Annotated in this window: 16 protein-coding genes and 1 pseudogene; 5 read left to right on the forward strand and 12 right to left on the reverse strand. The window is 44.5% G+C overall.

Annotation, left to right across the window (positions count from 1 at the left end):
* Positions 1-159: 159 nt before the first annotated feature.
* On the reverse strand, positions 160-804 hold the full coding sequence (locus IE130_RS08100) for a hypothetical protein (protein WP_189584330.1): 645 nt from the start codon (positions 802-804) through the stop codon (positions 160-162).
* A 511-nt stretch (positions 805-1315) separates the two neighbouring features.
* On the opposite strand from IE130_RS08100, the gene IE130_RS08105 reads away from it, so the two are divergent.
* Both IE130_RS08105 and IE130_RS08110 read left to right on the forward strand, forming a co-directional pair.
* On the forward strand, positions 1316-1588 hold the full coding sequence (locus tag IE130_RS08105) for an HU family DNA-binding protein (RefSeq protein ID WP_045445077.1): 273 nt from the start codon (positions 1316-1318) through the stop codon (positions 1586-1588).
* 407 nt (positions 1589-1995) lie between these two features.
* The gene (locus IE130_RS08110) at positions 1996-3870 is read left to right on the forward strand and encodes a SurA N-terminal domain-containing protein (RefSeq protein ID WP_189584333.1); all 1875 of its coding nucleotides are present in this window, start codon (positions 1996-1998) and stop codon (positions 3868-3870) included.
* Positions 3871-4086: 216 nt separating this feature from the next.
* Here the strand turns inward: IE130_RS08110 and purH are convergent, their stop codons facing one another.
* The 6 genes from purH to mrcB all read right to left on the reverse strand — a co-directional run bounded on the left by purH (position 4087) and on the right by mrcB (position 12221).
* A complete protein-coding gene (gene purH / locus IE130_RS08115) occupies positions 4087-5667 on the reverse strand; it encodes a bifunctional phosphoribosylaminoimidazolecarboxamide formyltransferase/IMP cyclohydrolase (protein ID WP_189584336.1) in 1581 nt (526 codons plus the stop codon).
* A 152-nt stretch (positions 5668-5819) separates the two neighbouring features.
* Positions 5820-6065 carry a helix-turn-helix domain-containing protein gene (locus tag IE130_RS08120; protein WP_189585244.1) on the reverse strand — a complete coding sequence of 82 codons (246 nt, stop codon included), beginning with the start codon at positions 6063-6065 and terminating at the stop codon, positions 5820-5822.
* 306 nt (positions 6066-6371) lie between these two features.
* Positions 6372-7520, reverse strand: a complete 1149-nt coding sequence (locus IE130_RS08125) for a DUF3426 domain-containing protein (protein WP_189584339.1) — start codon at positions 7518-7520, stop codon at positions 6372-6374.
* Between the two features lie 197 nt (positions 7521-7717).
* Positions 7718-8644 carry a 50S ribosomal protein L11 methyltransferase gene (gene prmA / locus IE130_RS08130; protein WP_010199392.1) on the reverse strand — a complete coding sequence of 309 codons (927 nt, stop codon included), beginning with the start codon at positions 8642-8644 and terminating at the stop codon, positions 7718-7720.
* 214 nt (positions 8645-8858) lie between these two features.
* Positions 8859-9710, reverse strand: coding sequence for a tetratricopeptide repeat protein (locus tag IE130_RS08135; protein ID WP_189584342.1), 852 nt, complete (start codon positions 9708-9710; stop codon positions 8859-8861).
* A gap of 33 nt (positions 9711-9743) precedes the next feature.
* Complete coding sequence (gene mrcB, locus IE130_RS08140; RefSeq protein ID WP_189584345.1) at positions 9744-12221, reverse strand: penicillin-binding protein 1B; 2478 nt, start codon at positions 12219-12221, stop codon at positions 9744-9746.
* Between the two features lie 404 nt (positions 12222-12625).
* On the opposite strand from mrcB, the gene IE130_RS08145 reads away from it, so the two are divergent.
* Positions 12626-15475: a heavy metal translocating P-type ATPase gene (locus tag IE130_RS08145; RefSeq protein ID WP_189584348.1), complete on the forward strand. Its 2850-nt coding sequence runs from the start codon at positions 12626-12628 to the stop codon at positions 15473-15475.
* Between the two features lie 425 nt (positions 15476-15900).
* Here the strand turns inward: IE130_RS08145 and IE130_RS08150 are convergent, their stop codons facing one another.
* On the reverse strand, positions 15901-16623 hold the full coding sequence (locus IE130_RS08150; protein ID WP_010199412.1) for a Bax inhibitor-1/YccA family protein: 723 nt from the start codon (positions 16621-16623) through the stop codon (positions 15901-15903).
* Between the two features lie 298 nt (positions 16624-16921).
* On the opposite strand from IE130_RS08150, the gene IE130_RS08155 reads away from it, so the two are divergent.
* Positions 16922-17926 carry an NAD(+) kinase gene (locus IE130_RS08155; protein ID WP_010199415.1) on the forward strand — a complete coding sequence of 335 codons (1005 nt, stop codon included), beginning with the start codon at positions 16922-16924 and terminating at the stop codon, positions 17924-17926.
* 38 nt (positions 17927-17964) lie between these two features.
* Complete coding sequence (locus IE130_RS08160; RefSeq protein WP_189584351.1) at positions 17965-18276, forward strand: YeaC family protein; 312 nt, start codon at positions 17965-17967, stop codon at positions 18274-18276.
* A 104-nt stretch (positions 18277-18380) separates the two neighbouring features.
* On the opposite strand, the gene IE130_RS08165 is transcribed toward IE130_RS08160, so the two are convergent.
* The 4 genes and pseudogenes from IE130_RS08165 to alaS form a co-directional block, all read right to left on the reverse strand.
* Positions 18381-18755 (reverse strand): HopJ type III effector protein, encoded by a 375-nt coding sequence (locus IE130_RS08165; protein ID WP_010199421.1) that lies wholly within the window; start codon positions 18753-18755, stop codon positions 18381-18383.
* Between the two features lie 201 nt (positions 18756-18956).
* Positions 18957-19124: pseudogene (gene csrA, locus IE130_RS08170) on the reverse strand (carbon storage regulator CsrA); the annotation flags it as partial.
* A 325-nt stretch (positions 19125-19449) separates the two neighbouring features.
* Positions 19450-20736, reverse strand: a complete 1287-nt coding sequence (locus tag IE130_RS08175; RefSeq protein ID WP_189584354.1) for an aspartate kinase — start codon at positions 20734-20736, stop codon at positions 19450-19452.
* Positions 20737-21046: 310 nt separating this feature from the next.
* The gene (alaS, locus tag IE130_RS08180; protein ID WP_189584357.1) at positions 21047-23719 is read right to left on the reverse strand and encodes an alanine--tRNA ligase; all 2673 of its coding nucleotides are present in this window, start codon (positions 23717-23719) and stop codon (positions 21047-21049) included.
* Positions 23720-23820: the final 101 nt, after the last annotated feature.

Consider the following 23820-nt stretch of genomic DNA (forward strand, 5'->3'; position numbering starts at 1 on the left):
TTCGAATTCACAATGAGTGAATTAAAGCGATAAAAAAGCGTTTGGTAGCTTATTGAAGCTATCAAACGCTTAATGGTCACTAAAGTAATCGCCTAACAGGTGCATTATTATTTATGAATAAGTATATTTATCAATAAACATCACCATCATTAACAAAAACTAGTTCATCAATAGTGCTATGACTGAACCAATCATAATGACAAGCGCCATAATAGTCACAATCATCAATGTCTTCTGTTTGCTCTGCAACTCTTTTACCGTGGTTTCAAGCTCACGGTTTTTAGTCGTCAATGTACTGATTTGTGTCTGTTGCTCTTTTATACGGAGCTTATAGTTGTCTTTCTTTTCGGCCATTTCCGCGTCAGTAGGCTTAGACTTACCTTTGCCGCCTTTTATCTTTTTGATAAGACCCTGAATCAAGTTGCCAAGACCGAGCTGCATGATAAATTGCTTAACCAATTGCACTTGTACTGACTCACCGCGCATTTGTAATTTTTCGGTTGTTTCGCTATCGTGAGTGGTGATCGCATTGATGACTTGGATACTGTAAGCATTGATAACCACATCCGGCTCACTACGGCCAATAGGTAGCTGAGCATCTAATAGCACGCCTTTGGTACTAAAGGTAGCAAAAATTTCTACATGTGGTAAGTACAAGCGAAGTGCGACGACGGTGCCTTGCTTGGCAAGCGGATAAGCGGCTTTACGTAGCTCGGGATCTAAACGTAACAGTAGTGTCAGAGCCGACTCAATGAACACCAGAATAATATTAAGAAAAGAGTGAGACAACGTAGAACGCTTCATGTAAATAATCCGTTTTTTATTTAGCAAATTAAAATTAAAGTTATCGAATCAACTCAAGTTGATTTTTACTAAAAATTTGCAGTGATATTTTGCTTATAGTAACGCCTTTATAATAAAAAGTAACGCTAGTTTCTGTCAGTAGCAAAATTATTACAGTACAATTTAGCAGTCGATAAAGACACCACTATTTATGACTGGCAATGCACAGACACCAACTGGTCACGGTTTTCAAAGCCTAAAGAGACATGCAGAGAGTGATTTGAGCTAAAGTAGTTGGCTTGTATAGACGTTGCAGATGTTTTGCGTAACATTGGGTGTCAAATACGTAGTACATGGCACAAAAATATGTAAAATCGCTTGCGCTCCTTATGCTGCCTTGATATAAAGACGATAACAAAGCGAAACCTGTTAATACGCCAGTCAGGTAGTTTTTATTGCGTAAGTGCTATGAGAGCGTTACAATGCTTGGCGTGAGCGTTTATTACCCCCCCTTAAACTTGAAGGAAATTTTATGAATAAGTCAGAATTGATTGATAGCATCGCAGACAAAAGTGGTCTAAATAAGACTCAAGCTGGTGATGCCTTGAATGCCGTTATGGAAAGTGTTGGCGAAGCTTTAGAAGCTGGCGATAGCATCTCACTAGTTGGCTTTGGTACTTTTAGCGTAAAAGATCGTAAAGCCCGCACTGGCCGTAACCCTAAGACTGGTGAAGAACTTAGCATCCCAGCAAGCAAAGTACCAAGCTTCAAAGCCGGTAAAAACTTAAAAGAGCGCTTAAACTAAGCCGTTATCTTTAAGTTACTCTATTATAGACAAGCGCTGCATAATGACTCGCAAGACGAATAAAAACAGCGTTTGTTGGCAGTAAAATAATAGATGGTCGCTGATAGTTTAGCGCACATTCTAAGCGCTAAGCGAAGCAGCAAAAAAGCACCTAAATATTAGGTGCTTTTTTTGTAGCCATAGTTTGTATCGTACCACGTGAATATTTTGAGTCTACCGTAAAAATCACGTATCATAGGGCGCGCGATAGATGTGTTGTTTGAGTAAGGCTTTTTCACTCAGCCCTATATTCCTTTATAAAATGCACATGTTCTTCTTCTTACCATTGCCGGCTTAGATAGCATTGATATTAATAATAGTATTACAATGGTTTTTCATCAATATAGGTTAATAAAGCAGAGATAACTATGGATAAATTGCGCGATTTCTTAAAAAGCTGGCCAGGTCGCATTTTATTGATTTTATGCCTATCGCCGCTCGCTCTCTTGGGTGTCGAAAGCTACTTTGGTGGTGGCGTTGATCCCAACCAAATTGCACAGGTAGGTGAGGCAAGTGTCGGATTATCAGAGTATCAGACTGCTGTCAATAACCGGCGTACTGAGACATTAGAGCAAATTGATGATGCCAGCTTATTAAATGAAGATGTGCTGCATGAGCAGGTGCTAAAGGGTTTGATCGATCGGACTTTGTTAGATCAACAGGCTGGTAAGCTTGGTATGACGGTGTCTGATGACACGATCAATCGTCTGCTGCGTCAAGAAGAAGTTTTTCAGGATGCTGATGGTAACTTTTCAAATGACCAGTTTTCAAACTTTTTGCGTCAACGCGGCATGACCAAAGACCAGCTATTTACAGAATTTCGTAACCAGTTAAGTCTCGATCAGCTCAATGCCAGTATCGTTGGTACGGCAGTGTATCCGATGCAAGCGGTCAGTCAGTTAATCGATCTGCAGCTAGAGTCGCGCAATATTTGGTTGCATCGCTTTAATTGGCAGGATTACCAAGAGCAAGTGAAGCTGAGCAAAAACGACATACAAGCTTACTATGATGCCAATAAAGACACGCTAAAAAGCGCGGCAATGGTAGACTTGGCTTATCTGCAACTGAGTCCTCAGACCGTTCCAGTGACTGATGTCACAACAAAAGATTTGCAGCAGCAATATGAAGCCTATAAGCAGCAGCTGGCTGTAGTCGATGAACGCAAAATCAGTCAAATTTTATTGACAGGTAAAGATGCAAAAGCTCGCGCAGACAAAGTAAAAGCCCGTTTGGACAAAGGCGAGGCTTTTGGTAAGCTTGCTAAAACACAATCAGATGACCCATCAGGAGAGACTGGTGGCGATATCGGCCGCTTTAATCCTTCTGTGTTTGGTAATGACGCAGCAGCAGTTGAGAAAGCTCTGGAAGGGCTGAGTGTCGGCGATGTGAGCGCACCAGTTAAGACCAGCTTTGGTTATCAGATATTTACGGTCACCGAAGACAATGGCAAGAAGATCCCAAGCTTAGAGAGTATGCGTGATGAGCTAACCGCTAAAGCAAAAGAATATAAGCGTCAGGAGATGTATGCCGATAAAGTGACTGCGATTAACGACTTGGCAGCAGATGGTTTTAGTATCGAAGATATCGCTCAGCAAGAGAATGTGACGCTAAAACGTCTCAAGGATTATCGTAAAGAAAACAATCAGTCAGCATTGTCGCAACCAGCAGTTATTAAGCAAGCCTTTGATGAGTTTACGATTCAAGACCAAGCGGTTACCGCCGGTATTGAAGTTGGTAATGGCACGGTATGGGTACAGCCAAGCAATTATCGTCCTACTAAAACACTTGCTTTAGCAGCGGCTACGCCACGAATCACACAGACATTACGTCAGCAAAAAGCCACGGCATTGGCATTAAAAGATGCTAAGAAACTGGCGACTGGTATTAAAACAACGGCAGATATTGCTAAACAACCAGTCAGTTTTCAAGCCTTGGGTGAAATAAACCGTCAAACCACACGATTGACAGAAAAAGAGCGAGGTTTGGCGTTTAGTCAGCAAGCGGCCAATAATGGTGTCGTTGCGATTGCGAGCGAAACAGAGATGGGTGCGACGTTATTGGTCGGTGATCGTATCAAGACCGAGCAACAGTCACCACTGTCTGATATGCAACGCGCGCAAACTGCCTCCATTATCCGTGATAACTTGGGTCAAGATCAGCTACAAGATTACTTAGAGTATCTACGTCTAGTGTATAAAGTCGAGATCAATGAGACTAATATGGCTAATGCGCAAGGGCGCTAGAGATAAAGGTGTTGAAATAAGAGTATTAAGGGAAATATGACGTAATTGCTAAATCGTTTTTTCTAAATACTTTTATTAAATTTGACGTATAAAAAAGCCACTATAAATAGTGGCTTTTTTAATGGATATTGCTTTTATCATAAGAATGTAGCATTAACAGCGATATACAATTCAATACGGCTATTAATGCCAGTTTTCAAAGTGATAAGACACAGTTTAATGGCGGAAATGACGCATACCTGTAAATACCATTGCGATACCATGCTCATTCGCCGCAGCAATGGTTTCGTCATCACGCATAGAGCCGCCCGGCTGGATAATCGCTGAGATACCTACTTCAGCAGCATTATCAATGCCATCACGGAACGGGAAGAAGGCATCTGAGGCCATAACAGCGCCTTCTGTGGCCAAGCCAGCATGTTCAGCTTTGATAGCGGCAATACGTGCTGAGTTGACGCGGCTCATTTGACCAGCGCCAACACCAATAGTGCGCTGACCTTTAGCATAAACGATGGCATTAGATTTGACGTATTTTGCGACGTTCCAGCTGAATAGTAAATCCGCAATCTGCGCTTCAGTTGGTTGCACGTCCGTGACGATTCTTAGGTCGTTGGCAGTAATCAAACCCAGATCTTGCTCTTGTACGAGTAGCCCACCGTTAACACGCTTATAGTCGAGCTGGCTTTCGCGCTGCTCAGGCGTTGGTAGCTCGCCACATACCAATACACGCACGTTTTTCTTAGCAGCAGTTGCTTCAAGCACACCATCTTCGATACTAGGTGCAATAATCACTTCTACAAACTGATTGTCAATAATCGCTTTTGCAGCAGCAACGGTCAATGGGCGGTTAAAGGCAATGATGCCACCAAAAGAAGATTCAGGATCCGTGCTAAACGCAGTGTTATAAGCTGCTACTTGGTCGGTATCGACCGCGACACCGCAAGGATTGGCGTGCTTAACGATGACACAGGCAGAGGCGCTGAACGCTTTTACGCACTCAAGCGCCGCATCAGTATCAGCAATGTTGTTATAAGACAGTGCTTTACCTTGTAATTGCTTCGCCGTGGCAATAGAAGCTTGCTGACTTTTTAGTGGATGGTTTTCCGTATAAAAAGCCGCGTTTTGATGTGGGTTTTCGCCATAGCGCAGGTCTTGGGCTTTTTCTAGTTGCACGTTAAAGGTACGTGAAAAGTTCTCTGGCTCTTGAGTCTCATTGACTCGGCTACCTAAGAAGTTGGCAATCATACCGTCGTATTGTGCAGTATGTTCAAAGGCTTTCACCGCTAAGTCGTAGCGTAAGGCAGCGGTCAGTTTAGTGCCATCACCCAAAGCAGTAAGCACGCGATCATAATCTACTGGGTCAGTAATAATACCAACGTGAGCATGGTTTTTGGCAGCAGAACGTACCATTGTAGGACCACCGATATCGATATTTTCGATCGCATCGTTCATCGTTACATCAGCACGAGCGATGGTTTCTGCGAATGGGTAAAGGTTTACCACGACTAGATCAATACGATCAATTTGATGATCGCTCATAACAGCATCATCAGTGCCACGGCGCCCTAGAATACCGCCATGAATTTTAGGATGCAGCGTCTTAACACGGCCATCCATCATTTCAGGAAAACCGGTGTAATCTGATACTTCGGTCACCGCAACGTTATGCTCTGTCAGTAGTCGATAAGTGCCGCCAGTCGATAGCAAAGCAAAACCTGCTTTAATGAGGCCTTGAGCAAATTCAACGATGTTAGACTTATCGGAGACCGACAGTAGGGCAAGTGGGGCTGTACTCATAAGAACTTTCCATAAAAAAAGCCTGACGTAAACGTCTGGCAAGGTGATAATGGCATTCGCTGTAGACGTTATCACTATGGATAAGGTCATGAACGATACATTGCCATACATAATGAGGGTTAATGACGATCGATAAGCTCATATAGCTGAGGCTACATCAAGTTATAAGTTTTGAGTTTTTTGCGTAACGTACCACGATTGAGACCTAAAATTTGCGCGCATTTGGTCTGATTGCCTCGCGTTTGTTCAAGAACGACAGACAGTAGTGGCTCTTCGATTTGTTTTAGGATGAGCTCATACAAGTCGGTAGGTATCTCATCACCCAACATCACAAAATACTGACGTACCACGCGTTCTACATTCACACGTAAAGGTTCATGAGTCTGGATATGGCTCATACGGTTATCTGAAGGCTCTAAATTGTGAATTGAATGCTGATAGTTGTCGTCATTATAATCGGCAAGATGCTCAGAGCTTTGGGCAAACCGATTGGCATTATGCTGTGCATGAGGTGCCATAAGATAATGTCCTTGGGATTAGAAAGAGTCAAACTATAGGGGTTAGAGGAATATTATAACAAATTAATATCGGCTAGCACTGACAGATTAGACGTTATCTTAGTGGTGATACCATGAAACTAATGTCATCACTAAGATCATTTAATCTAAAATCATCTTATGAAGTCCTATTTATTAAAGTTTTGCTTAATAAACGGGACTGACACTGACTTCACGAATTTGAGCATTGGCAACGGGTATCGTAAACAGTAACTGTCTGCGACTGTCAGCGGCTATTTGGCTTTGGGTGCTCAATAGATAATCATCTGGCGCTGCAATGAACTCTCCGAGGAGGGCATTTGCACCGTAAACGCTGACCTTAACACTAGGGTAGAGCTGTGCTTGTACGCTTTGGTTGTTTAGTGTCGCACTTACCTCACTAAAAGTACCTGTTGTTTTAATTTGGCTGGGTTTGTGACTGAGTTCAGTGATTGTCAAGGCAGCCAAGTCGGCACTAGGTAGGCTGCAAGCAGCGATCGTACAGAGGGTTTGTAGTCGTTCCGCATGAGCAGGATTTTTTACCAAGGTTTCCAAATTAAAAATAACGTACTGGGCAAAAAGCAGTAGCACCAAGACCAAACAGCCTAATGTCCACAATAACGAGGCAATCGAACGTCGCGCTGGTGTCGGAGTGAATTTTGCTTGTGCCTCCATTTTTTTGACCCGCTCTTCATGCGTGCGGTCTTCGTCTTTGAAGGGCACACCCATGCTGAGCAATAGCTGTGATAAGTCCGTATCCTCTTGGACGGTATTATCATTTTTGCTTTGCTCTTTGAGCAAATCTTCAAGCCATGCGTTGTCAGTCGTATCATCAATATTTGCATGAATATTATTAGCTTCGGCTGAACTAAGCGCAACCTGAGCTGCTGATTCGTCACTTTTATCAAGATTATTGTGCTGCTTACTGGTTATCGAGGTGGTATGACTGCTGTGATCTGCTTTACTTAGCCAAGCATCCATACTGGCTAACGAGTCATACTCCAAATTGTTGTCATCCGACTCTTCAATATCCATATCGTCATAAATTAAGCCGTCATGAATTAAAGTATTAGAGAATACTGTTGAAGATTGCTTGTTATTGGATGGTTTGGCATTGCTTGTATTATTAGGATTGGTTGTCGTGCTATCTGTAGGATTTGGCGGCGTATCGGTGGTGACGATAAGATGTCTATTGACCAAAAAACTCTGCTGACACTGATCGCAGCAGACGGCTGCATTCACTTTATTTAACTGCGTTTGTTTTAACTTGAAGCAAGCTTGGCAATGAGGGCACTGAGTTTTTATTGGCGTGGTCATAGGGTCGAATCCAAAAAAGTATGGTTATCAATACCGCGTAGCCACTCACCAATAGTTGCCTACAACGCTCAGGCTTCCACAGTAAACACTCATCGTTAAATGTTTGATACATATATGAGTGATAGATCAGGACAGAGTGGCGTCAAACACATAACATTTGACTGCCTCTCTATCGTAACAGATGTAATTACATGTTGCTAGCCTGTAAATGTACCAGACAAACGCTGCCAATGTTGGTCTTCTTGCGCTGTAAAAGCGTGCTTCGGATCGAGCGCAAAGTAAGGCTGATAAGCAGCAGTCACTTCTTCAGTTTGTGACTCGATTAAGCCAGCTAATACGATACGACTTTTTGGTGCCATTAAGGTGACAAAATAAGGTGCTAAGCCAATCAGTGGCTTGGCTAAAATATTGGCGACCATCACTTCTACAGGTTTAACGTCGTTTTGTTTCCAATAATCAGTAAACTCCTCTGGCAAAAATGCTTGCAAGCGATCATCGACATGATTACGTACGGCATTTTGGTTGGTCGCCAGCACGGCTTGTGGGTCAATATCGACAGCATAAACGTGACGTGCCCCCAACAACAACGCCCCAATGCCCAAAATACCCGAGCCGCAACCATAATCAATCACAATTTTATCGGTCAGATCTTGCTCTGTTAACCAGTCGAGACAGAGGCGAGTGGTGGCATGATAACCAGTACCAAAAGCCAAACCAGGGTCCATAATGATATTGGTCGCCTCAGGATTAGGTGGCGTTATCCAGTTAGGCACAATCCATAAATTGTTAGCACATGGTATAGGATGGTAATTGCTCATCCATTCGCGTTCCCAGTCTTTATCATCTACCGCACTTAACCAAATGCGACTGGCGTGTACCTGTGCACCAATTTCGTGACTTAACTGTTCAACCGCATGACGACTACCAATGTCTGTTGTGGCATCGAACAATCCTGTCAGAATGACCTCATCCCACAAGGGTGATTCGCCAGGTAATGGCTCAAATAGGGGTTGATCCCCTGCGTCGTCTAAGGCGATTGATAATGCACCTGCTTCTAGTAACAATGCCTCGGCGAGATCGACGTTTGCTTTTTCACATTGTAAGTGCAGTTGTTGCCATGCCATAACGATAACCTTAATCTAGAGTAAAAATGAATGGGTGTTCTGGATAAATCCCAGCTTGGAGTAAATAGTGAATGAGCAGCCTACTTAAAGTTAAAAGTTTGCATACCTTGCTTTGCTCTTTTAACTTTTATAAGTGTTTAACAGCCATGAACTTTTAACGCTTGCGAATGCAGTCCTGCTCATTTAGATACTAACTAACTAACTAACTAACTAACTAACGCAATGCTCGCTTTGCTTCGCTGACTACACGTGAATTGCCTTGAGCTTGTCCTGATTGCAAAATAACTTGCCAGAGTGCCCGTCTACGATTGGCATTTTGCGAGACGGCAAGACCACGGCGCGCCATCGCTTCTGCCTTGCGCGGCTGGTTCTTTTTGAGGGCAACCTGTGCCAAATAAAAGTATACTGCAGAGGATTTTGGTGCAAGTCGCTGGGCACGGGTAAAGCTACTCTCAGCACTGGTCAACTTTCCTGATTTTAACTGACCGATTCCCGTTTGCATGAGATTACGAAATGCTGGCAAATCACTGTTATTAGTAGCCACTTGCTGACTTCGTTGCTGCGAATTTTGGCGCGCGCGCTCCAACAGTTCATTATGTGACGGCACTGAGGGTTCGGATATCATATAGTCATCAGGAGAAGGCGTAATAATCACGGCGTCGGGCGTTGTAAATACGGGACTAGGCGGTGTATTAGGTTCTGTAAATACTGGGGTCTGCTGCGTCAATGGGTTTGTCGCTGCAGATGGTTCGGACGGCGTATAAGGGTCAACAGGATAGTTGTTCTTATTTTCGTTATCATTGTCGTAGCCCCTGCTATCAATGATTGGTGCTTGAGTCGCAGGCGTTATCTTGGTAACCGATGAGGGTGCTTTTGGATTTTGCGTTGCTGGCACCGTTTGAACAGGCGTTGTGTTCGTCGCATTAGGCACCGTCTGACAGGCGCTCAAGCTCATCATGCTGACGAGCGCACTGACAGCAAGGACAGAGTTCACTAGCGTGGTTTTTTTAGCCGCGCGCATAAAGTATTGCTTGACGGATACGCTCTGCTGTATAGATGACACCATGTTAGAACCCTCTTTTAAGTTTTAAAAACAATTTTAGAACCATTCAACCGCACGGTCGTACCAAGTGTCAGCACCGTTCTGCGCATCACTATCATTTTGGTTGTCAGTATCAACGGCTTCGCCATTTGGAATGTCTAAGCCTTCGCGGCGGCGTTGCTGATTGATAGCGCCTTGCGCACTCTGTTCTCGAGCGCTATCTTGTTTATACAACCCAATGGCGCAACTGCTGGCTTCTTCGGGTAAATGCGCAGACATCACTGGTAAGTAGCGCGCATCAGCACAGCGCTCATTTGACAGCTTGCCAGAATTGTTTTCAAGCCATAACCATTCAATACCTTCAGGCTCAGGCAGCGATACCGGTGTCAACTTTAAGCGACTCATATAGTCGACCCAGACTGGTAATGCACCCGTACCGCCGCTCAGACCAATTGGTTTGTTATCATCACGACCGACCCAAACCACGCTGACATAGTTACCACTGTAACCAGCAAACCAAGCATCGCGGTAATCGTTTGTGGTACCTGTTTTACCCGCGAGATTTAGGTTACTACCAAGTGATTGTGCTCGTTTAGCCGTTCCGCTGGCGACCACTTGCTGTAGCGCGTAATTGGTCAAAAAGTTAGTCTCAGGCGGAATGCTACGCTGCGTATTAAGTCCTGTACGCTGTAAAATACGGCCGCGATCATCAATGACACTACGAATGCTGTGAATAGGTGTCCGAAAGCCACCCGTAGCAAATACTTGATAGATACCAAGCATATCCATGGGGCTAAGATTGACAGAACCTAGCAAAGCAGAAGGATAGGGCGATATTTTCTCTTTAATACCCATACGCTGTAGCTGCTTGGCAAAAGTATTGATCCCAAATTCCATGCCTAAGCGTACCGCTGCTTGGTTATAAGACTGAGACAGAGCGGTGGTAAAGGGGACATAACCATGATCGCGATTGTCATAGTTTTTTGGATTCCATTTCGTACCGTCATTTAGATTGACTGTAATCGGTGAATCATCGACGGAACTCGCCAAATTATAGCGACCACTTTCGAGCGCTGTCATATAAATGATTGGCTTTAACAAAGAACCGACTTGACGTTTGGCGTCGACAGCACGGTTAAAGCCAGTAAACTCACTGCCGCTACCGACTACGGAGACCAGCTCACCAGTCTCTGGATTCGCACTGACCAAGGCCCCTTGTAAGTCTTTGGTCTTGCTGCTGCTACGACGTAGCTCGCCCAGTTTTTTATCGACTGCTTTATCAGCAGCTAGTTGGGCAATAGGATCGAGCGTACTAATAATCGTCAGACCTTCATTTTTGAGGTCATCAGAATAATAGACGGTATTCAATTCACGTTTGACGATATCAAGGAAATCAGGAAACTGGCTTTTGCCTTCGACAGGCTTATCAACGATACCCAGCGATCTCTCTATGGCTTTATCATAGTCTGCTTGACTGAGCGTACCCATCTCTAGCATGTTGCTAAGAACAATGTTACGACGTGCTTTTGAATCGTTTGGATGGCGACGTGGATTATAGACACTTGGGCCTTTTGCCATACCGACAAGTAAGGCTTGCTGATCTAAACGCAGCTCATTCAGCGGTTGATTAAAATAAAACTGTGCTGCCAAACCAAAACCATTGATAGAGCGGTTGCCATTTTGTCCTAAGTAAATTTCGTTCAGATACGTTTGCAGAATTTCATCTTTGCTATAATGGAGCTCAAGTAGCACAGCCATCAAGGCTTCATTGGCTTTGCGTTTTAGGGTGCGATCTGAATTCAGATAGAAGTTTTTAATCAGCTGCTGGGTGATGGTCGAACCACCTTGTCTAGAGCCACCAGAGAAATTATTGATGACTGCACGAGCGATACCGCGTATCGATACCCCTTTATGCTCATAAAACCCGCGATCTTCTGTGGCTATTAACGCATCAATCAATGGCTGTGGCACCTCATCTAAAGAGACGACCATACGATCTTCATTGCTGTCTGGGTAAATGCCACCGATACTAACTGGCTCAAGGCGAATAATGCCGCTCTTAGCTGGTAAAGTGCTTTGAATCGACTCAATTTTATTACCGGCAATCGTCATTTTGATGACTTGCTCAGTGTCTATATCGCTAGAGCTGTAGGTAAAACCGCGGGTATGGATAAAATAAGTATTGCCGGACTTACGATAAGTACCAGTGCGATCATACGCCTTATTGCTTTGATAATTGAGCAGCTCAAGCCATGTCTTAATCGTGCTGTTATCGACATTGGCACCTTGGTAAAGCTCAAGCGGCTGCGAGTATACCTTGGCAGGAATATCCCAACGCTTACCTTCGAACTTGTGGGTAATGGTGCGATCAAGCTTGATCAAATACAGCGCCAGTAGCACCATGCCAGCAATAATGACAATTAATAAAATACTACTAAACACCAAGCCGCGCTGCTGAGAGGGTAGCGTGCTGACAGAAGGTGTAGATGGCGAAGAGAGCTTGGCGTTTGGTAGCTTAGAATTATATTTTTGCACGGATGATGCACCATTTAGGGATAAAAAACTGCCTCATAATGACGCAAATTGACAAATTTTTCAATCTATCATCATCAACGCAGGCATTCATTGGGATTACACTGTGAGGGGTTATACTACTCACAGCACTGGCTTATAGTATAATCGATCTGTTGACGGCTATGTTTATACGAAAACACAGCGCGCTTTTAATTTGCTCTGTGGATGCCATATAAGATAACAATTTACGATTATTCTAACGATGTTTTTTATGTGAATCAGCGGTTGATTCTCCCTCTGTGCTAGCAGTGCCGAACCTATTTAAAATAGCTGTTTTAAGTAAAAGTAAGCACGTTTGATGATAGCAAGTTTACTCAAAGCGAATTAGGTTCGAGCAAACCTGTCTAAAGGAAGTAAGCGCGATTATGTCTAGTGCCCCCTCACCAATGCCAACCTCCAGCCATTATTATGAAGACAACTCTATCACAGAAGGGTTGGTGCTGCCCCTTGCTGGTCATTGTTTTCACTGCGGTGATCCAGTGCCGCAGCCGCCATTTTATGCTGATATATTGGGTAAATCTCGTGAGATGTGCTGCATGGGTTGTCAATTGGCGTCTCAAAGCATCGTTGAGGCAGGGCTTGAGCAATATTATCTTGATCGCTCTGAAATCAATCGTACCGCAAGTTTGCCCACCCAGCTGACGCGCCTCGAAGCCTATGATCACGATGAGATAAAGTCACAGTTCGTTTATGCTCAAGATGGTCTGTCGGTGGCGGAATTGTCCGTTAATAACTTACGCTGTGCTGCCTGTACGTGGCTCATCGAATCGCGTCTTTATGAGATTGATGGCATCAGTAAGTGTCAGGTCAATTTGACCAATCAGCGTATGCGCGTCATTTGGGACGAGAGTAAGCTGCCTATCAGCCGTATTCTAGCCGTTATCAATGAAATTGGCTACGAAGCCAAGCCTTACCGTCAAGACACCCATGAAGCAATGCTGGCTAAGCACAATAACAAGATGCTGCTACGTCTAGGAATTGCTGCTCTTGGCGCGATGCAAGCAATGATGTATGCGGTCGCACTATATTTTGGTGAATACAGCGGGATGTTGATATTACAGCGCGACTTTTTGCGTTGGGTGTCGTTATTCGTCAGTATTCCCGTGTTCTTTTATGCGGGCATACCGTTCTTTACGTCTGCATGGTCGGCAGTTCGCGCGCGCCAAGTCAATATGGATGTACCGGTCAGTATCGCCTTGATTGTCACATTTTTCGCCAGTTTGTACGCCACCATTACTGGAAACGGTCAGACCTATTATGATTCGGTCAGCATGTTTATTTTCTTCTTATTGGCAGGGCGTTATATCGAGCATAATGCCCGTCTAAAAGCGGCGACGATGGCCAATGACCTAGTAGTGGTGGAACCAGTTTTAGTACAAAAAATCGCTGAAAATAAAGGAGACGCTGCGCTCATTTTGCAGCAGTTACAGCAAAATGCTTCGAATAAAACAGATACGAGTGCTATTAATCAGGCAGTTCATGAGACAGGTGTTAAAAGTCCAATCAGCGCTGTGGCAAGTGCTCCGACAAAGTACACGCCCAATTTTATGCAGAGTATGGACGCCAATGTCCATCAAATAACCAATCGTATAGCTCAAGACTGGCAACAAACCAGCCGTCAACCAGACCTATCAAGGCTAGACTCATCAAAGCCAGATTTATTAAAGCCAGCGTATGGCGCAGAACAAAAACAGATGGTGACCGCTCAAAGCTTACAAGTGGGTGATATCATCATGGTTGAGGCTGGGTCTGAGATTATAAGTGATGGTATTTTGCTTAGTCCAACTGCGACCGTCTCCCAAAGTCTGCTGACGGGTGAGGGTGATTTAATCATCAAGACCCAAGGCGACTATATCGTCGGCGGCGCGCAAAACGACAGTCAGCCGTTTGAGATGCTGGTCACGGCACTGCCAGAAGACAGTCAGATTGGATTAATTGATCGGCTGATGAACCGTGCCATGAGTGAAAAGCCCAAACTGGCACAGCAAGCGGATAAGCTGGCTCGTTGGTTTGTGGCGCGGATTTTAGTGTTGTCAGCATTGGTGTTTATCGGCTGGTACATCGTTGATCCAAGTCAAGCCATTTGGGCAACGGTCGCGGTATTGGTTGCTACTTGCCCTTGCGCGCTGTCACTAGCCACGCCGATTGCGCTGACGGTCTCTACCAATCGATTGGCCAGCTATGGATTTTTGACCACGCGTGGTCATACGCTGCAAACCTTAGCAGAGATTACTCATGTGGCCTTTGATAAGACAGGGACATTGACTTATGGAAAGCCAAACTTACTGAACATTGAGCTAATAAAACCGGTCAGCCAAAATGAAAACGCTGACTCAAGCGCGTTGCCTTTGCAAAAAGACCGTTTTTTAGGCATAGCTGCTGCCTTAGAAGTAGGCAGTCGCCATCCGATTGCTCATGCGCTACTGACTGCCGCTTATCAATTACATTTGCCACCCACTCAAGCCTTGCAGCATTATCCAGCAGGCGGGGTAGAAGCCATGATTGATGGCGTTCTATATCGTATTGGTCATATGGATTTTGCTTTGGATAAAAGCGCCACTGGTGCAAATGCAGACAATGATTTAACGATTGATTTGTTGAGCTATCGTGCCAGCTCAGCGGTTGTGTTGTCTTGTCAAACAAGCTCCTCAAGCACATGGCAAGCGCTGGCGTGTTTTTACTTTAGCGATAAAGTGCGTGATAACGCCCGCTCAATGCTGGATACGCTCAAAGACTTAGGGATTGAGTCTGTGATGCTGACGGGCGACCCCAGTCCACAGGCGCTGGTCATGGCGGAGAGTTTGGGCATGCAGTCGGCATATAATGGTCTGTCACCAACGGATAAGGTCAATCATATCCAGCAGCTGCAAGCACAAGGGTCAGTCGTGCTGATGGTTGGTGATGGCATTAATGATGCACCCGTATTGGCAGCAGCAGATGTGTCGACTTCGATTGCTGGCGCAGCAGATTTGGCGCAAGTGTCGAGTGACAGCATCATCCTTAATGGACAAATAGAAGCCATTACAGCTGCCAAGCGTATCGCGGATAAAACGGAACGTATCATCAAACAAAACTTCCGCTGGGCACTGGCTTATAACAGTATCGTATTATTGCCTGCCGCGTTCGGTTATGTCCCACCTTGGCTTGCCGCCATCGGAATGTCATTGAGTTCATTATTCGTGGTATTAAATGCACTGCGTCTAAAACGCGCTTAGGGTCTGTTAAACATTCAAATATTAGGACTGCTGATCGCTAAAATCGCATCAAACTAGGCGTAAACAGACGATAATGTCGAGACCTTAGCTAGGTTTACAACAACGTTTGGGCTGATTTTAGTATCAGCCCCAAGTATACAAGCAGGGGCAGGGCTATTTTTTGCCAATACATGGCGAAATTGTCTAACCTAGAACGACTAGGCGTCAAAAATTTCACTGCGTATTGTCTAAAAAATAGCCACTGCCAGTACCACATTTGAATGTTTAACAGACCCTAGTATTAATCCTAAAAAGATGATGGGTTGCCTCACACTTGCTTAGCATTCTATAAATAGTATTTACTTTAGTTTCACCCATAAAAAAACCGCCTTTAGCAAAAGACGGTTTTTTATTTTACGTGTCATTATTATTAGATAGGTTTTATATTAGTCTTGTAGGTAGCTGAGCAGACGCATAAATTCGATATACATCCATACTAGCGTCGCAAGAATACCGATACTAAATAACCATTCGTAGTCTTCAGAAATACCAGCTGCTACGCCGCGATCAATGTTATCAAAATCAAGTAATAGCGTAAAAGAAGCGATAACAATCACGAACAAACTGAAGCCAATAGCGATAACGCCACCTTCAAATAAGAAAGGTAAGCTCGAACCGAACGCTAAAGAAAGTACCCACTGCGCAACATAAACGAGCATGATGGCAATAAGCGCTGAGGTGACGATAGAGCGGAATTTCTGCGTTACCTTAACGAGACCAGAGCGATATAGCCCTAGCATAACGGCTGCTGTCACAAAGGTTGCACACATTGCAGTTACTGGCACGCTTGGATACATTCTCATAAAGAATAGCGAGATGCCACCCAAGAAGATACCTTCTAAGAGTGCATAAGGGACGGCAAAAGTTTTGGCCTTTTGCGGTTTAAAAGTGATAAAAATCGCGAGACCAAAAGCGGCAAACATACTACCAAAGGCCGCCATGGTAATAAAGCTTTGTGATAGACCTGCCATCAGCGCATAAAAGAAAAAGCCGATACCAGTGATAGCAGATAAACCAAGTAACAAGCTGGTCTTTTGGATGACACCTTTGACGGTCATCGGCTGACCGCCGATCGCAAGCTCTGCGCGACTGACAATAGGATTGGCCATACATATGTCCTCAATTAAAAATGATATAAATTACTGCTACTTTAGCAAAAGCTCGGTTATTGTCAACTGTGTTTGCGTGACGGCTGTCGAGGCCTGACGCAGCCATGGTATGACTTATTTGTGTTTGATAGGCATTGATGCTCAGTAGCGCTGTAAACACGCTATAAAGGGGCGTGTAATGGTAGATATATGGGGTCGATTACGACAGTTAACAACGATAATTGATAAAACATGCTAGTTTAAGCGCTCATTTATCGCTATCATTACTCTGTACTTTACCGTTATTCCGAGTCGTTTTATGGAAAACTCCGCGCAGTCCGAAAGATTGCCACACTTACATGAATCAGAGCTGTTCCACGCCATCAAAAACCCTGCGTTTCGGCGTATTGGGCTAATGGGGCGCGCAGGCAAGCGCAGCGTCACCCAAAGTCTGGTGCAGATTGCCCAAACGATCAATGAGATGAATCTCACCTTGATAATGGACATGCAAACCGCCCATCTACCAACCTTGGATCTCACTGAGATCGAAAAAGTCAAAATCGTTAAGCGTAGCTTGATTGGTGAGATTTGTGATTTGGTCATCGTCGTCGGTGGCGATGGTTCCATATTGCATGCTGCTGAAGCACTGGCACGTTATCGCGTACCTGTGTTGGGCGTCAACCGTGGTCGTCTTGGATTTTTGGCCGATGTCAAACCTGACGAAGCTGCTTTTAAATTGCGTCAAGTATTGATGGGCGATTATCAGTTGGATCATCGGTTTCTACTGACGATGGAGATACGAGAAGGGCGCAACATCATCCATGAAGATATGGCGCTCAATGACATCGTATTGCATGCGGGTAAGTCGGTACATATGATTGATTTTCAACTGAAAATTGATGGTCATGATGTCTATAGGCAACACAGCGACGGCTTGATTGTTGCGACGCCTACCGGCTCGACAGCCTATGCACTCTCTGGTGGTGGGCCTATTATCCATCCGAGTATGGATGCGATATGTTTAGTGCCCATGCATCCGCATACCTTATCCAGCCGTCCAATTGTGGTCAGTGGTAATAGCGAAGTTTGTATTCGTATCCATGAGGACAATCGCACGCAACCAATGGTCAGTGCAGATGGCAAACCCAGCATACCGCTCGATCAAGAGCAGCGGCTTTATATTCGTAAGCACCCTGATAAGCTGACGCTGCTGCATCCACCAGGGTTTGATTTTTATGAAGCCTGCCGTACCAAATTACACTGGAATGTCCATGCCGAAGAATTCAGTCTTGATATCGATGATGATATTATGGATGATGAATAAAAGCAGTTGTCGTATAAAAAATAGTAGCGGAGAGTAAGATGGACAAGCAAACAATATTAGCAACACTAACGCCTGACATGGTCGATAAATTTCGTATGGCTATTGAGCTTGGCAAATGGCCGGATGGTCGCAAATTAACGGCTGAGCAGCGTGACACCTGTATGCAGGCAGTGATGGTCTGGGAGCATGAGCATCTACCTGCTGCCGATCGTACCGGTTATATTCATAAACCCGTAAAAGACAATGGCTCCATCGTCGGCGCTGAATGTGATGTGGAGCATGAGCATCATTATCCGAATATGCCCAATCCTAAAGGTGCTATCCAGCCGGTTAAATTTCTTGATAAATAAGTTTTGTGATAAATAAGCAAGAGTATCGCTAATCACAGCAGTAGTCGCTCAATAAAAAAGCCACGCTATATAATAGCGTGGCTTTTTTGCATGCTCAAAAATAATTAAAGTGCAGTGGTATCAACACTAGGGCGAACGGTCAATGGATTTTTTTGCATCAAAAACCCTTGCCAACCCCAATGTAAAAAGTTGCGGATATTGGCGTGGTCAGTACCGTTCGGCGTCGCTTGAACCTTGGCATAGTGTTCGCCGAATAGCTTTAGCGTGTCCAACTGATTCAGACCATGGTGCTTAGCAAAACCAAAAATCTTCGCACTACCTTCATTTTCACCCGCTGCATTATGCACCATACCATTAACGAAAGGAGCGGGCGCATAGCGATAAAAATCATCAATAAAACTGATGACATCATTGAATCCAATGGCTTTTTTATTCAAACCATTAAGTAGAGCCGATACATCTGATTGGCGGATACTCATAAATAAATGACCTCAGAGCAGATTAAAAAATCAAAAATACAGTATTTGTGTACACTGCTTATAAAAATATAATGCTTATATATATTCAATAATAATTATTGATTAAGCGTTAACTGTTATAGCTTAGCGATTGAAATAGTCTTCGTCATCAAATGAAGGCGCAAAACTGCCTTGCTCAAGATGCTGCATTTGCGACTGTACAGAACGCTCATGCTGAATACGTTGATAAATTTCTTCGCGGTGTACGGCAATGTCTTTTGGTGCATTAACACCGATACGCACCTGATTGCCTTTAACGCCCAAGACAGTCACACTGACCTCGTCGCCAATCATTAACGTTTCGCCCACGCGGCGTGTCAAAATTAACATGCGTCACACTCCTTATGTCGCATCAACAGATTATTACTCATCAGATTACATCTCAATTGCAGGACATTACCATCGCACTAGACATCTCTTGTATTTAACTTACAAGCTACTATGTCTAAAGTTAGGCGAATAGCGGTAATGATAGGTAGATTCATTTAGCCCAAATGAAAGCCCCATTATAGGGGGCATAACAGATACTGTCACGGGTTTTCACAAAACTATTAGCTATATACGAACCAGAGCAATAATAAAAAATAAAAATAGGATCTAATAAGACCCTATTTAATTGATAACTATTAACTCTGGCATATGCTCGTTATAGCATTTATAGCCCAGCGATTTTGCTTTCACCGTCTTCACGATCAAGGCCAAATGCGGTGTGTAATGACTTAACGGCTTTTTCCAAGTGTTGGTCTTGAATCAGCACAGATACTTTGATTTCGCTGGTCGATATCATTTGAATATTGATGTTGTTTTCGGCTAAGGTTTGGAACATTAGGCTGGCAACACCTGCGTGTGAGCGCATGCCAACGCCAACCAATGAGACTTTAACAACTTCGCTGTTACCTGATATCTCTTTGGCACCAATCTCATTTTTGACTTCTTCATTAAGCACTTTTAGCGTCTTGTCTAAGTCAGTGCGATTAACCGTGAAGGTAAAGTCGGTGGTACCATTATCCGAAAGGTTTTGGACGATCATATCGATTTCGATATTGGCACGGCCAATTGGGCTTAAGATAGCAGAAGCGATGCCAGGGTGGTCAGGCACGCCGCGTACTAAGATTTTTGCTTCGTCTCTATTGAACGCGATACCTGAGATGATTGCCTGTTCCATATTGTCTCCTTCGTCTATCGTAATTAGGGTGCCCACGTTGTCTTGAAACTCTTGGTCAAAGCTGCCGTCGGTGTTTTCATCAAAGCTAGAGAGTACACGCAGTGGCACGCCGTACTTACCAGCGAATTCTACCGAACGAATCTGTAGAATTTTAGAGCCAAGACTTGCCATCTCAAGCATTTCTTCAAAGGTGATTTTTTCAAGCTTTTTGGCTTTTGAGGTAACGCGTGGATCAGTGGTATAGACGCCATCGACGTCGGTATAAATCTGACACTCATCAGCACCTAAAGCCGCTGCAATCGCAACGCCTGTCGTATCAGAGCCGCCGCGCCCGAGTGTGGTTGCATTGCCTTCGTCATCGATACCTTGAAAGCCTGCCACAATAACGATATTGCCAGCATCTAACTGCTCGCGTATGTTTTTGTCGTCGATACTTTCGATACGCGCTTTGTTGTGCGAGCTATCGGTTCTGATCGGCACTTGACGACCAGTAAATGAACGGGCGCCAATACCAAGCTCTTTAATTGCCATGGCCAGCAGTGAGATAGAAACCTGCTCACCCGTTGAGACCATTTGATCGTATTCACGAGGGTCAGGCTGAGAGCTAATTTGGCGGGCCAGATCAATCAAACGGTTGGTTTCGCCGCTCATGGCAGAGACCACGACAACCACTTGATGACCATTGTCATGCCAGCGTTTGACTCGTTTCGCGACGTTTTTGATGCGGTCGATACTGCCCATCGAGGTGCCGCCATACTTCTGTACTATTAACGCCATAAAAATCTACCTATTATTCAATAATGACCTTTTATTATCATCGATAAGAGTCAACATGATACTCGTCAATGTTTATATAGATAAAGCCAGATTATAAGAGTTACGCCCTATGTCTTTCATTCATATAGTGGTATTTGCTTCAACCTCAGTGAATGAGTAATATCTTCAAACGTCGACCTTTATACCATATCTACAGCGTAACTTTAAGTCTCAGTACTACTTAGATATATGGCGATTGTTTATAATGGTTATAACCAATCACGTATTCTATGCGTTATAGATCAGCGTGAAGCTCTGTGTTTTTGCTAGATTAGCTAAGCTGGGCTTCAATCCAAGCAGGTAGCGCATTGATAACCGCTGCACTGTTGCCAGATTTTGGTGCGCCGCCTTGTGCATAGTCAGGCTTACCGCCGCCTTTACCGCCAAGCTCACCTGCCAAATGACGAATGATGTCACCGGCTTTCACTTTAGCAGTAACAGACTTCGCTACGCTAGCTGCTAGCGCTAACTGCTCATCTTTATCACCAATCAACACAATCACGCTATCAGGAAGTTTTGACTTGATGTCGTCCATCAGCGTACGAATCGATTTGCCATCAACACCGCTTAAGGTACTGATAAGAACTGGCGTACCTGCGATAGTCTGTACGTCATCGAGTAGGTTGGCTGCTTGGGCACTGGCTATTTTTTGCTGCAAGCGCTCTAGTTGTTTTTCTAGGTCGCGCTGCTTATCTGCCATGGTACGGACACGCTGAGCGACTTCAGGGCGTTTTACTTTGAGCTGACTGGCAAGCTCGCTTAATTGTTGTTCACTTTGCTGAATGTTTTTGACCGCGTTCATACCAGTGACGGCTTCAATACGGCGTATACCAGCTGCAATACCTGATTCGCTAGTAATTTTAAGCACACCGATATCACCAGTACGCTGTACATGTAAGCCACCACATAGTTCGATAGAGAAGGGCTTGCGTTGACCATCTACGATACTGTCTGTACCCATGGTTAGTACACGAACGTCACTGCCGTACTTTTCGCCAAATAATGCCATTGCACCGTTTTTCATGGCTTCATCAATCGACATATTCTCAATACGGGCAGGAGTGTTGGCTTGGATTTGTTCATTGACGAGACGTTCGATACGGCTAATTTCAGCAATACTGACGGGCTTGTCATAAGAGAAGTCAAAACGTAAGACTTCGCTTGAAACTAATGAGCCTTTTTGCGTGACCGCGTCGCCCAATACTTCTCTTAGCGCTGCATGCAATAGATGCGTGGCTGAGTGGTTTTTGGCACTGGCCGCACGGATGCTAGAGAGTACTTGTGCTTCAGCCGTTTGCTTAGTGCTAATGTCGCCCATGGTCACGACACCATAATGGATAATCGCCTGACCAGATTTTTTGGTATCTTGTACTTCAAAGACCCCTGATGCAGTGCGGATTTCACCAAGCTCACCAACTTGACCACCACCTTCAGCATAAAATGGTGTGCGATCAAGTACCACAACGCCTTCCATACCTTCCGTCAAGCTGTCTGCTGGATTGCCGTCTTGATAAAGCGCGTCAACAGTCACGCCATCTTCTTCAAGCTGTTCATAGCCGATGAATGTCGTTGGCGTCTCTACTTGGATAACGCTGCTGTAATCGACATCGAATTTGCCAGCATCACGCGCACGCTCACGTTGTGCTTGCATATGCTCGTCAAATTCCGTTTCATCAATAGCAATACCACGCTCACGAGTGATATCAGCGGTCAAATCAAGCGGGAAGCCATACGTATCATAGAGCTTAAATGCTGCTTCACCAGAGAGCGTATCGCCATCTTGTAACCCTTCAAGTTCGCTGGCAAGCAAACGCAGACCTTGTGCCAAGGTTTTAGCAAACTGTGCTTCTTCTTTTTGAATGGCGTTTTCGATGACGCTTTGTTTGTCTTTTAGCTCAGGGTAGGCTGTGCCCATTTCAGCCACGAGTGGCGCGACCATCTTGTAGAAAAAGTCACTATCAGCGCCCAGTTTATTGCCATGACGTACGGCGCGGCGAATCACGCGGCGCAGTACATAGCCACGCCCTTCGTTACTTGGCATGACGCCATCAGCGATTAAGAATGAAACGGCACGAATATGATCTGCGATGACTTTTAAGGATGATTGCTGTTCATTATCAATCTCTAAAATCTCAGCAGCAGCATCCATCAAATGAGTGAATAAATCGATCTCATAGTTGCCATGCACGCCTTGCATGATGGCACTAATGCGTTCAAGCCCCATGCCAGTATCGACGCTTGGGGCTGGCAGTGGTAATAGCGTGCCGTCTTTTTGACGATTGAACTGCATAAATACGCAGTTCCAAATCTCGATATAGCGATCGCCATCTTCTTCAGGCGTGCCAGGTAAGCCACCTTCGATATCGGCACCGTGGTCATAAAAGACTTCGGTACAAGGGCCACAAGGACCAGTGTCACCCATCGTCCAAAAGTTATCTGATGCGTAAGGCGCGCCTTTATTATCGCCAATACGGATAATGCGCTCACTTGGAATACCGATGTTCTTATTCCAAATATCAAAGGCTTCGTCATCGGTTTCATAGATAGTGACATACAAGCGGTCTTTATCAATCGCTAGCCATTTATCTGAGGTCAAAAACTCCCAAATGTATTCAATACCTGCTTGCTTGAAATAATCACCAAAGGAGAAGTTGCCAAGCATTTCAAAGAAAGTATGATGACGGGCGGTATAGCCGACATTATCCAAATCATTGTGTTTACCGCCAGCACGTACGCACTTTTGCGAGGTCACCGCACGTGTATAGTCACGTGGTTCCATACCCAAAAAGGTTTCTTTAAACTGATTCATACCGGCATTGGTAAACAGCAATGTCGGGTCATTATGTGGAATCAAACTAGACGAAGAAACAGGGGTATGCTGCTTGCTTATAAAAAAATCGATAAAAGCTTGACGAATATCGGCTGAGCGAAATGGCTGGCTCACAGCGGCTCCTTACTGACGGATGGGATTAAAGATGGCTTTAATATAAAAAAGGATTAAATAATTTTGCAAGCGATTTTAGCACAAACGCCTAAGCTCTTGGT

This window comes from Psychrobacter glaciei, assembly GCF_014652895.1.
GTDB classification, from domain to species: Bacteria; Pseudomonadota; Gammaproteobacteria; order Pseudomonadales; family Moraxellaceae; genus Psychrobacter; species Psychrobacter glaciei.